The sequence below is a fragment of the Erythrobacter sp. S249 genome (assembly GCF_057364975.1).
The window spans coordinates 2387555-2401733 of record NZ_CP200287.1 but is presented as its reverse complement, the minus strand read 5'-3'; the positions used below and the strand labels follow the sequence as shown (position 1 = coordinate 2401733).

Genomic DNA, 14179 nt, shown 5'->3' with positions numbered 1-14179 from the left:
CATCGAGTGCGCTTATCAAGGGTGAAATTATGTAGGGGAAGTACACGTGAAGCTGGATATGGGCCAAGCCTGGACGCAAGCAACCGCAATGCTGGGCGCCAATCGCGAATTGGTGATCATCATTGCTGGCCTGTTTCTGTTTCTCCCGCAATTCGCGCTTGCCGTGTTTGTACCAGAGGCGGTGAACCCAGCGCCGCCGCCAGCGGGTGATCCTGCCGATGTTCAAGCGGTGATGGATGCGACTATGGGCGCAATGACGGCTCAATACAGCCAATATGGCTGGCTGTTCGTCCTCATCACCCTGTTCCAGACGGTTGGCACGCTTGCGCTGCTCACCCTGCTGACCGACACGTCCCGGCCAACTGTGGGTGAGGCGATTAAGCTCGGCGCGCGCGGACTGCTGCCTTATATTGGTGCGGCAATTATCATGGCGCTCGGTGCCGCGGTCGTCATTGGTGTTCCTATCGGATTGCTAAGCGCTCTTGGGGGCCCGGCGATTGCGATTGCTATCCTGATTGCGTTCCCATTGATCATCTACATCGCGATCAAATTCTCGCTCTACACCGCCGTCATCGCGATTGAGCGTGAGTACAATCCGATCAACGCACTGAAGCGATCTTGGCAGCTGACCAAGGGCAACAGCTTCCGCTTGCTGTTGTTCCTGTTCCTGCTGTTCCTCGCTTTTGCCGTTGTATCGCTGGTGCTGACCTTGGTCACGGGCACAATCTTCGCCGCGCTGGGCGGAACGATTGAACAGATCGGCAATGGATTTATCGCAGCATTGATGAGCGCTGTGCTGGGCGCGGTTTTCCTGGCTGTATTCGCGGCGATCCACGCGCAATTGTCTGGCGATCAAGCCGGCAAGAATGTTCAGGACGTCTTCGAGTAAAGCCTAAGCAGCGGGCTTCGCACCTTGCGAAGCCCGCAGGACTTGCTGATTAGTTCTTAGGCTCTTTCCAGGCCCAATAGAGCTTGCATGGCAGGATGTTGAGCCACTCAAAGCCTGCATCAATGCGTTCAAAGAACTTCGCCGATTCGTCGCGCACAGCGGAGCTGAATTGGTAGGCTAGGAATGCGCCGCCCGGCTTGATGACCTTATAGGTTGCCTCGGCGATCTTGGTCGCAACGCCAGCAGGCAAGGTTGAGAACGGCAGACCTGACAGCACATAATCGGCATCCGATAGGCCGAGCTCGGCCAAGTGTTGCTCCACATGTTCAGCGGAGCCAAGCACCGCGTGAAAGCGCGGATCGCGGATCGTCTTGGTCAAATAATCGATGTAGAGCGGATTGGTGTCGATCACGACCAGCGCGGCGTCTCCGCGTAGGCGATCGAGAACGGGCCGGCAGAACGTCCCGATGCCTGGGCCATATTCGACAAACACCTCGCATTTGCCCCAATCGACCGGTTCCAGCATTTTGCGCACGGTGAAACGCGAGGATGGGATGATTGAGCCGACCATCCGGGGATGCTCCACAAACCCGCGGAAAAATACCGCACATTGCGCGCCGTAGCGCTGCCAGCGTGCGCGCAAGCCGCCGCGGCTGCCAATTGCCAAATCTTCAGATTGCATCGAGTGGACCTATCGTCACCTATGATCGGGGAGCAAACACAATACGCTGATCCGCCTTGCAGAGGCGCTAACCAATTGCAAGCCGAGGCCCGCTGGCCTAGCGCAGCAGCAACCGATGGCCGATGCAGAACCCGATCTTGAAACCCAGCGCCCCGACGCGCTGAGCAGTCCCAGCGCTGGAGGGGGGCAAAGCTCCATCTCGCACGGGCGCATGACATTGCTGTTTACGGTGATGCTAGTGACGGCGGCGGGCAACACGGCGATGCAATCGGTGATGCCCTCGATCGGCACTGCGTTGGAGGTCAATGACGTCTGGATCAGCCTCGCCTACAGCTGGTCGGCTCTGCTGTGGGTGGTGTGCGCGCCGATCTGGGCGCGCAGATCCGACAAGCGCGGCCGCAAATCGATGATGGCGCTCGGCCTGACCGGCTTTGTCGTCTCGATGGTCCTGTGCGGAGCGGCTCTGTGGGCAGGCCTCGCGGGCTTTATGAACGCCTTTTGGACATTGATCGCCTTTGCCGCCGCGCGCAGCCTGTTTGGCGGGTTTGGCAGCGCCGCACCGCCAGCCGTTCAGGCCTATGTCGCATCGCGCACACCGCGAGCGGAGCGGACGAATGCGCTCTCACTGATCGCCTCCAGCTTTGGGTTGGGGACAGTGATTGGGCCAGTGCTGGCCCCGCTGATGGTCGTCACATTTCTGGGTATCGGGCTGGTCGGTCCGTTCCTTGGTTTTGCCCTTCTCGGCCTCGCTGCACTGGTGCTGCTGCGCTTGTACCTGCCCAATGACGTGCCGCAATTTGCCGCGCGCGGGCAGGCCGCGTCTTATTCCAGCGGGTCTGAGGGCCTCGAAATTGATGACGATGATGAAGCAAATGCGCAGCCTGCCACTCCTGAGCGGCTAAAGTGGACAGATGCGCGGGTGCGCCCATGGGTGTTCGCAGGGCTAATCGGCGGCCATGCACAGGCCATGATCATGGGCATCACCGGATTTCTGGTGCTCGACCGGCTGAACTTGCGAGGCGATCCAGAACAAGGCGCAACCTATGTCAGCCTGGTGCTCGCCTTTGGTGCAGTGGCGACATTGCTCGCGCAATGGGGCCTCATCCCGCGCTTCAAGATGGGGCCGCGCGTCGCGACATTGTCGGGCGTAATCGTGGCAGCGATTGGCACCGCTATACTGGGCGCAACGAATGAGCTGTTCGGCCTATCGCTTGGCTATGCCATCGCCTCATTGGGTTTTGGATTGTTCCGGCCGGGCACAACAGCCGGCACGTCTTTGGCGGTGACACGGGCAGAGCAAGGGCAGGCATCCGGCATTGTCGCAAGCGTTGCAGGCGCGAGCTTTATCTACGCGCCGGCGCTTGGCGTATGGCTCTATGGCCTCAACGATTGGCTGGGCTTCGGCCTGGTGATTGTCTTTTGCCTGATCGTCGCAATCCTTGGCTGGCGCGGCCTGCAAGCCGACGCCACGCTCACTGGCAAAGAAGCTTAGGCCCAAAGTCCGGAGCTCTGGACAGCCTTAGAGGATTTCGCGCACTACGTCCTGCGGACGGCACAGCCGAACGCCCTTCTCAGTCTCAACCAGAGGGCGCTCCAGCAAGGACGAATCCGCAGCCATCGCATCAAGCACCGTGTCCGCATCGGCATCTGGCAGGCCGCGCTCTGCCGCATCGGTGCCGCGCAAACGCAGGCCTTGCTGAGGCGTGATGCCAGCGTCCTTGTACAGCTGAGCAAGCTTTTCCCGGCTTGGTGCATCTTTCAGATAGAGCACCACGCTGAGATCAATGCCGTCTTGTTCTTCTAGGATGGCCAGAGTTTTGCGCGAGGTGCCGCATTTCGGATTGTGCCAGATGGTCGCTTTCATAGGTGCCGTTCCGCTTAGTGTGTGAGTGAAGGTTTCAGCGGCCAGATATCCGATTGCGCGCACAAAAACCACACTTGCAATAAATAGTACTGCGAATCACTTTCAATTGACTTGCAAATGAGAACGGCTTGCAATAGCAGCCCGCTCAACACTCCTGGGACGGAAAGATTCTTACCTATGAACACTCGTTTTTCGCGCACTGCCTTGCTAATCGGCGCTGCCTCAATCGCCACACCAGCTTTCGCTCAAGCCGGCAATGATCCTGAGGCAGATGGCAAAAGCGAACAGTCTAACATCATCGTTGAGGGCGAGGTTCTTTACTCAAGCCAGGTCAATTCGGTCAAAACGCCGACCCCAATCATCGATGTCCCGCAAAGCCTCACGATTACCACTGAACAGGATATCCTTGAGCGCGGTATTACGAGCATTGGGCAAATCGTCGACTACACGCCAGGAGTGAACACCTCTCAGGGCGAAGGACACCGTGACGCGATCGTCTTTCGCGGCACTCGCTCGACAGCGGACTTCTTCATCGACGGTGTGCGCGACGACGTGCAATATTACCGCGGGCTCTACAATCTTGAGCAGGTCGAAATCCTGCGCGGGCCAAACGCCCTCCTATTCGGACGCGGCGGCACCGGCGGCGTATTGAACCGCGTGACCAAAAAAGGTGTCTTGGGCGAAACATTCGGCGGCGGACAAATCGCTGTGGATACGTTCGGCGAATTTAGCGTGCAGGGAGACATCAACCTCTCAGCGAGTGAAAATGTCGCACTGCGAGTCAACGCGGCCTATGAAAACCTAAACAATCATCGCGATTTCTACGATGGTGAACGGATCGGCTTTAACCCGACTGTACGTTTCGTTTTCGGTGAGGATACAGTCCTTGATCTGTCCTATGAATATGCTGACCACGAACGCTTCATCGATCGCGGCATCCCGACCGGCACCGATGGCCGCCCGGTCGAAGCCTTTGAAGATATTGTCTTCGGCGATGAAGTACTGAACTTCACCACGCTCGAAGCGCATCTGCTACGTGCCAATCTCAGCCACCAGTTTTCTGAGGACTGGAAAGGCGTATTTTCCGCCGCATATGGCGATTATGACAAGGTCTATTCGAACTTTTACGCATCAGGCTATAATCAGCTAGCTACGCCAGAGGTCGTCACAACCGATGGCTATATCGACACCACACAGCGCGACAATCTGACCTTTTCAGCCAATCTGGTCGGTGAGTTTGAGACCGGAAGCATGGATCACACTCTGCTTTTTGGCGCCGAATACATCACCACCAATTCGCGGCAAGATCGTTTCAATCCCGTTTGGTCAGATAGCAATGACGACAATGAATTTTTCGCTATCGCCCGGCCTCTGAACTTCCGCAATGGCGTGGGCGTAACCGCAGCAGGCAATCCCACGACGGCGGTATTCAGCGACCTTAATGACGACACCGATGTCGATGTTGAGGTTTTCTCGCTCTACATTCAGGACGAGATCAAGCTGACCGACTGGCTCAATGTCGTGATCGGCGGTCGTTTCGATAGCTTTGACATCTCGGTTAACAATCTGGACCCAGACAACCTTGAGCTTCGCACCCGCAAGGATGAAGAGTTCTCGCCGCGCGGCGGCATCATTATCAAGCCGCAAGAGAACATCTCTATCTATGCGAGCTATTCGGAAAGCTTCCTGCCGCGTTCAGGTGAACAGTTCGCCAACATCAATGGCAATAACAATGCGCTGGCTCCCGACACCTTCACTAACCTTGAAGCGGGTGTGAAATGGGACTTTCAGCAAGGCCTCAGCCTTACCGCAGCCGTGTTCGATATCGAGCAAAGCTCGCCCCAGCCCAATGATGATAACCCAGAAACCCTCGACGTAATTGACAGCAATATCCAAGGCTTCGAAGTCCAGTTGCAAGGTCAGGTTATGCCGGGTTGGAACATTTCAGCAGGTTACAGCTATCTGGACGGCGTGCAGGTCGACAATCTGGGTGTCGAAGGTCTGCGTCCACGCGAATTGCCAGAGAACATGTTCTCGGTCTGGAACCAGATTGAAGTGACGCAGCGATTTGGGATCGGTTTTGGCATCACGCATCAGGGCGAAAGCTTCATCACCAACGGAACTGTATCATACACGGGCATAAACGGTGACGTGGTTACTACTCGCGCTATCCTGCCTGCATACACCCGGGTGGATGCAGCGGCCTATTTTGATGTGTCGGAAAACCTGCGTGTTCAGGTGAACGTCGAAAACCTGACCGACACGCTGTATTTCCCGAGTTCGCACTCTACGCATCAGGCCACCGTTGGCGCGCCGATCAATGCCCGGTTTGCGGTGACTGGCCGGTTCTAGGAATAACACAGATGCGGCCTTGCCGGTTAAGCCCGGCAGGGCCGCTATTCCTCTGGCGGCGAGGTTTCTTGCGAACTTGGCTCAGGCGTAGCAACCGTGCCTAGCCCGCCATTGCCAACTCTAAGGGCTGGGACATTTTCTGCCGCATCGGCTGAGCTGATACCCGGTGCGGGCGCTGCGCTGATGCTCTCTTGCCTGCGGACCACCCGCCCTGCGCGCTCGACTGCGCGGATCAACCGCGGATAGACACCGCAGCGGCAAATGTTGGGGATCGCCTGCTCGATTTCCAGCTTGCTCGGCGCGGGATTGCGCTGAATGAGCGCTGCCGCAGCAATGACAATACCTGATGTGCAATAGCCGCACTGGATCGCTTGCTCTGCCACCATCGCCTGTTGAACTGGGTGAGAGCGGTCGCGTGACAGCCCCTCAATTGTCGTGATGAACCGGCCCTCGGCCTCAGCAATTGTGATCAGACACGAACGCAGCGCCGCCCCATCGACGATCACCATGCAGGCGCCGACACACGAGCCGCCACCACAGCTTTTCGTGCCGGTGAGGTTCGCCGCCTCTCGCAGCGCATAAAGCAGCGGAGTATCGGGATCCATGTCGAATTCGACTGGACGATCATTGACTGTCATGCGCGGCATCAGCGCATCCTAACCTGGAAAATCTGTTTCAGAATCAATCGCGCCAGGAAGTGTCGATCCGATCGATCTTGCGCTTCCATGCCTCAAAATCGAACAAACCCGCACCGCCTTGGCTCTGCATGACTGACAGATCGCGCTGGTGAACATCGACAACCTCTTGCGGCACAATATTGGGATTGCCCATGCCGAGCGTGGCGACCTGAATTTCGCAAGCGCGCTGAAGCGCCCACATCTTCACAAACATGCCCTGGATGGTCTTGTCCATCACGACCGGGCCGTGATTGCGCAGCATCAAAATTGAGTGATCGCCGAGGTTCTCAACCAAGCGCTGGCCCTCTTCCTCACGAACGGTAACGCCCTCAAAATCGTGATAGCCAATTTGACCCTGAAAATTGCAGGCGTAAAAATTGGTCGGCAGCAGGCCATCCTTGTGGCTGCAAACGGCCATGGTGGCGGTGGTGTGCACATGGCAGATCGCATCCGCACGCGCGCCCAAATGCTTATGGAAATAGGCATGCTGGGTGAAGCCAGCCTTGTTGACCATATATTGCGATTGGCCGACATTGTTGCCTTCGACATCGATCTTCACAAGGTTCGATGCAGTCACTTCGTCATACAGCAGACCAAACGGGTTGATGAGGAATGTGTCTTCCTCTCCGGGCACCTTAATCGAGATGTGGTTATAGATCGATTCGCCCCAACCCAGATGGTCAAAAATCCGGTAGCAAGCGGCAAGATCGAGGCGCGCCTGCCACTCTTCTTTGCTGCATTCTATACTCGGTTTCAGCTGGGTCGCCATTGGGCTCGCTCCTCAATCCAAATTGTCTTTCGTTAGGCGTATCGCATGATTGCCGCGCACGGCACAAGCATTTCGCCAACCCGTGACGCGCTTTAGCGGGATTTCACTTTGCCAAGCGGCGGCCGCCCGGCTAGCGCAGCAGGAAATGAGCAATTCTGATAAGCCGCAATCGGGCGAGCCTCAAAAGGTATCGGCCAAACTCGCCAGCGGCTCCATCCCCGGCCATTTGATATCGCAAACCATGCCGATGGTGATTGGCGTGGCCGCAATCATGTCGATTGGATTGGTGGATTCATACTTCATTGGTCAGCTGGGCAGCGCCGAACTCGCCGCGATTGCTTTCGTCTTCCCCATATCTGTCGCGCTCAGCAGCCTCGGCGTTGGGGTGATGGTCGGCATCAACTCGGTAGTCGCAAGGGCGCTGGGCGAAGGTGATCACGATAAAGCATTGAGACGCGCGAATTTTGGCGTGCTGTTTGCCATCGCCACCGGGCTGGCGATTGGGCTTACCCTGTTCGCTTTCCTCGATCCGCTGTTCAATCTGATGAACGCTCAGCCTGAACTGCTGCCGATCATCAAGATTTATATGCAGCCCTTTGCCCTCGGCTTCCCGCTGATCGTAATCATCATGGGGCTGAACGGCGTGCTGCGCGGCCAAGGTGAGGCCCGCAAAACCAGCTACGTCTCGCTCACCTATGCGGCGGCCAACTGGGTGCTGGACCCCATCTTGATCACCGGCGCGTTCGGGTTTGAGGGCTATGGGATTATCGGCGCTGCTTATGCGACGATCATAGGTTGGGCGATTGGTTTGATGATGGCGCTCTATCTGCTGTCGCGCACACAATTGCCATTCAGCCCCTCGAAGCTGCGCGGGGGCGCGACCGTTGAACCAATGCTGGCGATGCTGCGCGTGGGCGTGCCTGCGGCATGTTCCAATGCGATCAACCCAATTGGACTATCAATTCTCACCGCGTTGATCGCGGCGGAAGGTCAAGCCGCTGTCGCGGGCTTTGGCGCTGCGGGCCGATTGCAGAGTTTCGCGGTTGTGCCGCTGCTTGCACTGTCGGGATCCATTGGCTCGATTGTCGGGCAGAATTGGGGCGCGAAGCAATTTGGGAGAGCGCGCGAAGCAGCCCTGTACGCCGGCGGTTTCTGCGTAATCTGGGGCCTGCTGCTGGCCATTGCCATGGTCACAGCCGGGGAATGGTTCGCCGATTTCTTCACTGAAGACCCAGCCGTGATCGCCGAGTTCGCTCTTTATCTTCAAATTGCGGCCTGGGGTTATGCCGGATTTGGATTGCTGATCGTTGCCAATGGTATTTTGAACGCGGTCGACAAGGCAAGTTTTGCTCTATTCCAGTCGGTTGCGCGCGTCTTCCTGATCATGTTGCCGGTCGCATTCGTGCTCCAGGCTGGCTGGGGCAGCGCCGCCATTTACACCGCGGAACTGGCCGCCAACCTGTTTGGCGCGGTGAGTGCCTGCCTGATCATCGCGTTTATTTTCCGCCGCGCACGCAGCGGCTGACGCGCACAAAACATCGCTTTGGTGACCGTTCGTTAACCATCGTAAGCCATAGAGGCCTCTGGAAACAATTAGGGGCAATGGCGTCATGGATGACCTGCTGGCGGATTTCGTCGCAGAAACCCGGGAAATGTTGGAAGCTAGCGAAGGCGAGATCATCGCCTGGGAAGCTGATCCAACAGATCGCGCGCGTTTGGATACGATTTTTCGGTTCGTGCACACGGTGAAGGGCAATTGCGGCTTCTTCGATTTTCCGCGTTTGGCTAGCCTAAGCCACGCCGCAGAAGATGCCCTGTCCGATTGCCGCGCTGGACGCCGCCAAGCCGATAGCGCTTTGGTAAGCGCGGTTCTGGCCGTGATCGATCGGATCGTGGAAATGGTCGACATTATCGAGGCCGGCGACGAGATCCCCGAAGGCAATGATGACGCCCTGATCGCCTCATTGGGCGAGAACAGCGATCTTGCCGCAGGCGAGATCGATGGTTTGTCCGATCTGGTTGGCGCTGTGGAAGAAGTTGCCGCCGCAATTGAAAGCGCCGAAGAAGGCGCCGCTGAAGAGGCAGTAGACGGCCAAGACGCCCCTCGCGCTATGTCCCAAAACGTTGGTGTTCAGCGCTCCATCCGTCTGCCAGTTGACCTGCTCGACCGCGTGATGAGCGGTGTTTCCGACATGGTTCTGGCCCGCAATGACCTGGCCCACCGCCTGCGTCAGGCTGGCAACCAGCCAACCATTGATGGCCCGTTTGAGCGCCTGACCACCATTCTTTCTGATGTTCGCGATGCCATCACCCGGATGCGCATGCAGCGGATCGAAACGCTTTACACCGCCCTGCCCCGCTTGGTCCGCGATCTGTCAGCCGACCTCGGCAAGCAGGTACTGATCGACCTGGAAGGCGGCGACGTTGAGCTCGACCGCGAGATGATTGAGACCGTCCGCGATCCGCTGACGCATATTATCCGCAACGCAATCGACCACGGGATCGAAGAGCCAAGCAGCCGCCTGTCAAAGGGTAAGCGCGAGATTGGCATCTTGTCGATCTCAGCCCGTCAGTCTGGCAACACCATCTCTATCGTGGTCAGTGATGACGGCGATGGCCTTAACGAAGAGCGCATTGCCGCCAAGGCGGTTTCTGTTGGTCTGATCACCGCAGCTGAGCGCTCTTCCATGAGCCGCGACAAAATCCTGCAGCTTGTGTTCGAACCCGGGTTCTCAACCGCCGAAACGGTCAGCAATGTGTCTGGCCGCGGCGTTGGGCTTGATGTCGTTCGCGACAATCTGGAGCGCGTCGGAGGCTCAATCAGCGTCTCTAGCACGCCAGGTGTCGGCTCAATGTTCACCCTCAAGGTGCCATTGACGCTCAGCATCATTGCTGGCCTCACAGTCGAAGTCGGCGATCAGCGCTTTGCGATCCCGCAAAGCTATATCGAAGAGATCATCGACTCGACGTCGAAATCGCTCGATTTCACCCGCGTTGGCGAGACCGCTTTGATCACGTTCCGCGGCAATCGGATCCCCTGCCTGTCCTTGGCAGAAGTGCTCGAATTGCCAGGGACTGACATTGCCGAGGGTGAGCACACTATGGTGCTGCTGCGCCTTGCAAGTGGCGATCTGTTCGCTTTGGCTGTCGACCGCATCCACCACCACGGCGACCTTGTGGTCAAGCCACTGGCTCCGGCGGTTATGAATTGCGGCGTCTATGCCGGCTCAACCCTACTGGATGACGGCCAACCGATCTTGCTGCTCGATGTGACCAATGTCGCAGCCGAACATGGTCTGGTCTCTGATGCGCGCACCCGCGTCTTGCAGGCGGCCAACCAACGAGACCAAGACACCGACGAGGCGCTTAGCCGCGCCATGCTGTTCACCGATTACGATGGCCGCAAACGCGCCGTTCGTCTCGAATTGGTCCAACGGATCGAAACCGCCAAGGCGGAAGAGATGGACATTGCGCCTGATGGCAAGCGCGCCGTCATTGATGGCGTCATTCTGCCGCTGGTGGGACTGCCGGAAAGTCAAAAGCCAACCGGTAAAGTTCGGTTCTTGCGTCTTTCGGATAAGACTTGCGAGCTCCTTTATGCAGTGCGAGAGGTCGATGATGCCATTGAACTGGAAAGTGCGCTCAAACCGGTTGATGATGATCCGCTAGTCGAGGCCCTCACCCTGGTGGATGGCCAAACAATTGCACTGATTGACGGGCATGAGGTCTTTGCTCGCTATGGCGAGCCGCCAGAGCTCACGAGCAAGCCGACCTGTCATCTGCCCGACAGTGACTGGGCGCGCACAATCCTCGGACCGCTCGTCAGCGCGGCCGGTTATGAAGTCGTCAGCGGCTCAGACGAGGCAAGCGATATCGCGATTGTCTTGGATGATAGCGAGCCAAGCACGAGCCTGACCGAGGGTGAGTTTATTCGCCTTCGCAGCCAACCAGATGCAGCCGACAATGATGGCTCAATCTACCGCTACGACCGCGATGGATTGGTCGATGCGCTGCGCCGCGCACGCGCAGGAGGTAAATCATGAACGATTTGATGGTTATGGTCGAAATTGCCGGCCGCCGCTGCGCGCTGAACGCGCATAATGTATCCTCTGTCATTGAGCTTGGCGTAGTAACGCCGGTGCCGCGCACCGCGGATTTCATCGCTGGGATCACCGCCATGCGCAGCCAATCGCTGACCGTGATTGATTGTCGCCGCGCGCTCGGCATGGATCCTGAAAAGTTTCCGACCGATCATCGCGGCGCAGTCGTAACGATTGCTAACCATTCCTACGCGCTGATGGTTGACCGGATTGACGATATTAACACCGCCATCTCCGAAGTCGAAAACGTCAGTGGAGGGTTTGGGCCAGAATGGTCACGGATCACCACTGGAATGGTTGAGACCTCAACCGGTCCAGCTTTGCTTATTGATCTCGCTCTGCTCATCGCAGGTCCTGAATCTCTCGCAGTGGCAGCTTAAGACAAAACTTACGGGTGAAGCGTAAGCAACAACGAAGGAACAACAGGGGTCCTTATGAAAACGTGCCTGATAGTTGATGATTCACGGGTGATCCGAAAGGTCTCAAGACATATTCTTGAGACCCTGGGTTTCGTTGTGGACGAGGCAGAAAATGGCCAGATGGGCCTTGATCGCTGTGATGAGCAAATGCCCGATGTGGTGCTGCTCGATTGGAACATGCCGGTCATGACTGGTATTGAGTTCATCACGCAGCTGCGCAAGCGCCCGGATGGCGACAAGCCTAAGGTCGTGTTCTGCACCACCGAAAATGATGTCGCGCACATCCGCGAGGCAATCCAAGCTGGCGCTGACGAATACGTCATGAAGCCGTTTGATCACGAAACTCTTCAGATCAAACTGCAGCTGGTTGGATTTGCGTGAGCGCCCACTCACCCATATCCAAACGCCCTTTGCGCAGGACACCGCCAAGCGATAGCTCTGGCAATGCGCCTGTCGAAGTGATGATCGTCGACGATTCGCTGACGGTACGCACCGTTTTCAAGCGGATGGTCGAAAGCGACCAGGCGATGTCGATCGCCGGCACTGCGAGCAGCGCTGAACGCGCGATCGCTCAGCTTAAGACAACCCATGCTGATGTGATTTTGCTCGACCTGGAAATGCCAGGCATGGGCGGGCTTGATGCCCTGCCAGAAATTCTCAAGACTGCTAAAGACACACAAGTCTTGGTCGTATCTTCGCTGACGCAAGACGGCGCAGAGCATACCATGGCCGCCCTTTCGATGGGCGCTGCCGACACGATGCTCAAACCCCGCCCGGGCGGCTTTAACGACGAATATCGTGAGCAATTACTCAGCAAGATCAAAGCTCTGGGGAGCCACGAAGGCGAATGCACGGATGCAGCGCCTGCGAAGGCTGCGGCCCAGGAACCTGCGAAACGCAAAGTTGCGCCAGCGAAAAAGCGCCCCGAGCTGCTCGCTATTGGGGCCTCGACCGGCGGCATTCACGCGCTCAACCTATTGCTGCGCGACTTGCCGACAAGTTTCGACCTGCCGATCCTGATCACTCAACATCTCCCTGCTTCCTTCATCCCAGTTTTCGCGCGCCAAATCGAGGTCGCATGCGGACGCAAGACGACTGTCGCGGAAGAAGGCACTGTTATTACGCCGGGCGAAATTGCTGTCGCACCAGGCCATGGCCATATGACGCTGCGTCGCAGCGGCGACCGTCTGATCACCAAGACATCCAGCGCCCCGGCGCGTAGTGGCTGTATGCCGTCTGTCGATCCCATGTTGGAAAGCATTGCGGATGTATGCGGCGGTCAAGCTCTGGCCATCATCTTATCCGGCATGGGCCGCGACGGCGCCAATGGTGCCGAGGCCCTGCACAAGAATGGCGGCATCATCTTTGCGCAAAACGCCGACACCAGCGCCGTTTGGGGAATGCCGGGTGCCGTCACCAAAGCTGGTTTGACCAGCCTAGTCGGAACGCCGGAAGAACTGCGCGAGGCGATGATCGCCCTTGCTGGCCCGGCGCGCGTGGATGCTGCGGCATGGAAGTGAGCGAAGCCTCCCACCAGATTATCGCGGACCTTTTGGCGGCGCACACTGGGCAGCACCTGACCGAAAGCCGCAGATGGCGGGTCGGAACCGCATTGTCTGGCGTATTCCGCGAACATGGCATCAGCAATATCGACCAATTGGTTTGCCTGCTGGCGGACCGAGGCCAAGAAAGCCTTGCTCAAAGCGTGGTCGAGGCGCTGCTCAATAACGAGACCTATTTTTACCGGGACAAGCCGACTTTCGATCAGCTGCCCGAGAGTGTTCTGCCAGAGCTGGCAGAGAAGCGCGCAGCGACCAAGCGCCTTTCCATCTGGAGCGCCGGTTGTTCAACCGGGCAGGAAGTGCACTCCATTGCGATGATGTTTGCCGAGCAAGCGGCACGCTGGCACGATTGGACGATCGAAATTCTGGGGACGGACATTTCGCACAGCGCGATCGCAACTGCACGCAGCGGCAGCTACACTCAGTTCGAAGTCCAGCGCGGCCTTAGCGTTGCACAAATGCTGCGCCATTTTGATGAGACCAGCACCGGTTGGCAGCTTCACGATGACGTGCTGGCCTACACCCGTTTTCAGCAGCACAATGTCCTCAAAGAGCCACCAAGCCGGCAGAGTTTCGATTTGGTTTTGTGCCGCAATGTGCTGTTGTATTTTGATCCAATCACACGTCAGGCAGCCTTTGAACGCCTGCGCAGCGCACTGGCACCGGACGGCTTTTTGATGCTGGGTGCCGGAGAAACCGTGGTCGGTCAGACCGATGCGTTCGCGCCAATTTCAGACCGCGCAAGTATCTACAGCCCGGTCCACGCAAGCCCGCAAGCTTTGCGCATGTCCGCAACCGGGTAGGCCAGGCGCTGACTGCGCTGTGATCAAAGTAAGCGAAAATTTTCGTTTATCGTCCGGGCTTT

The 14179-nt window shown here is 57.6% G+C and carries 13 protein-coding genes; 9 read left to right on the top strand and 4 right to left on the bottom strand.

The window, feature by feature from the left end:
• Positions 1 to 46 precede the first annotated feature (46 nt).
• Positions 47 to 889 (top strand): glycerophosphoryl diester phosphodiesterase membrane domain-containing protein, encoded by an 843-nt coding sequence (locus AC0V6V_RS11355; RefSeq protein ID WP_486165485.1) that lies wholly within the window; start codon positions 47 to 49, stop codon positions 887 to 889.
• Positions 890 to 938: 49 nt separating this feature from the next.
• Here the strand turns inward: AC0V6V_RS11355 and AC0V6V_RS11350 are convergent, their stop codons facing one another.
• The gene (locus tag AC0V6V_RS11350) at positions 939 to 1571 is read right to left on the bottom strand and encodes a class I SAM-dependent methyltransferase (RefSeq protein ID WP_486165484.1); all 633 of its coding nucleotides are present in this window, start codon (positions 1569 to 1571) and stop codon (positions 939 to 941) included.
• Positions 1572 to 1686: 115 nt separating this feature from the next.
• Here AC0V6V_RS11350 and AC0V6V_RS11345 point away from each other — a divergent pair, with 115 nt between their 5' ends.
• Positions 1687 to 3063, top strand: a complete 1377-nt coding sequence (locus AC0V6V_RS11345) for an MFS transporter (protein ID WP_486165483.1) — start codon at positions 1687 to 1689, stop codon at positions 3061 to 3063.
• Between the two features lie 27 nt (positions 3064 to 3090).
• Here AC0V6V_RS11345 and AC0V6V_RS11340 read toward each other — a convergent pair whose 3' ends face one another.
• Positions 3091 to 3435 carry an arsenate reductase family protein gene (locus AC0V6V_RS11340; RefSeq protein WP_486166090.1) on the bottom strand — a complete coding sequence of 115 codons (345 nt, stop codon included), beginning with the start codon at positions 3433 to 3435 and terminating at the stop codon, positions 3091 to 3093.
• Positions 3436 to 3612: 177 nt separating this feature from the next.
• On the opposite strand from AC0V6V_RS11340, the gene AC0V6V_RS11335 reads away from it, so the two are divergent.
• On the top strand, positions 3613 to 5787 hold the full coding sequence (locus tag AC0V6V_RS11335) for a TonB-dependent receptor (RefSeq protein WP_486165482.1): 2175 nt from the start codon (positions 3613 to 3615) through the stop codon (positions 5785 to 5787).
• 44 nt (positions 5788 to 5831) lie between these two features.
• Here the strand turns inward: AC0V6V_RS11335 and AC0V6V_RS11330 are convergent, their stop codons facing one another.
• Positions 5832 to 6434 carry a (2Fe-2S)-binding protein gene (locus tag AC0V6V_RS11330; RefSeq protein ID WP_486165481.1) on the bottom strand — a complete coding sequence of 201 codons (603 nt, stop codon included), beginning with the start codon at positions 6432 to 6434 and terminating at the stop codon, positions 5832 to 5834.
• Positions 6435 to 6468: 34 nt separating this feature from the next.
• A complete protein-coding gene (locus tag AC0V6V_RS11325; protein WP_486165480.1) occupies positions 6469 to 7233 on the bottom strand; it encodes a class II aldolase/adducin family protein in 765 nt (254 codons plus the stop codon).
• 145 nt (positions 7234 to 7378) lie between these two features.
• Here AC0V6V_RS11325 and AC0V6V_RS11320 point away from each other — a divergent pair, with 145 nt between their 5' ends.
• The 6 genes from AC0V6V_RS11320 to AC0V6V_RS11295 all read left to right on the top strand — a co-directional run bounded on the left by AC0V6V_RS11320 (position 7379) and on the right by AC0V6V_RS11295 (position 14117).
• A complete protein-coding gene (locus AC0V6V_RS11320; protein WP_486165479.1) occupies positions 7379 to 8758 on the top strand; it encodes an MATE family efflux transporter in 1380 nt (459 codons plus the stop codon).
• Between the two features lie 85 nt (positions 8759 to 8843).
• Positions 8844 to 11276 carry a chemotaxis protein CheA gene (locus AC0V6V_RS11315; RefSeq protein WP_486165478.1) on the top strand — a complete coding sequence of 811 codons (2433 nt, stop codon included), beginning with the start codon at positions 8844 to 8846 and terminating at the stop codon, positions 11274 to 11276.
• Positions 11273 to 11713: a chemotaxis protein CheW gene (locus AC0V6V_RS11310; RefSeq protein ID WP_486137340.1), complete on the top strand. Its 441-nt coding sequence runs from the start codon at positions 11273 to 11275 to the stop codon at positions 11711 to 11713. The genes AC0V6V_RS11315 and AC0V6V_RS11310 overlap by 4 nt, the downstream gene beginning before the upstream one ends.
• 54 nt (positions 11714 to 11767) lie before the next feature.
• On the top strand, positions 11768 to 12133 hold the full coding sequence (locus tag AC0V6V_RS11305; RefSeq protein ID WP_486144498.1) for a response regulator: 366 nt from the start codon (positions 11768 to 11770) through the stop codon (positions 12131 to 12133).
• A 29-nt stretch (positions 12134 to 12162) separates the two neighbouring features.
• Positions 12163 to 13272 carry a chemotaxis-specific protein-glutamate methyltransferase CheB gene (cheB, locus tag AC0V6V_RS11300; protein ID WP_486165477.1) on the top strand — a complete coding sequence of 370 codons (1110 nt, stop codon included), beginning with the start codon at positions 12163 to 12165 and terminating at the stop codon, positions 13270 to 13272.
• Positions 13263 to 14117: a CheR family methyltransferase gene (locus AC0V6V_RS11295; protein ID WP_486165476.1), complete on the top strand. Its 855-nt coding sequence runs from the start codon at positions 13263 to 13265 to the stop codon at positions 14115 to 14117. Before cheB ends, AC0V6V_RS11295 begins: the two co-directional genes overlap by 10 nt.
• Positions 14118 to 14179: the final 62 nt, after the last annotated feature.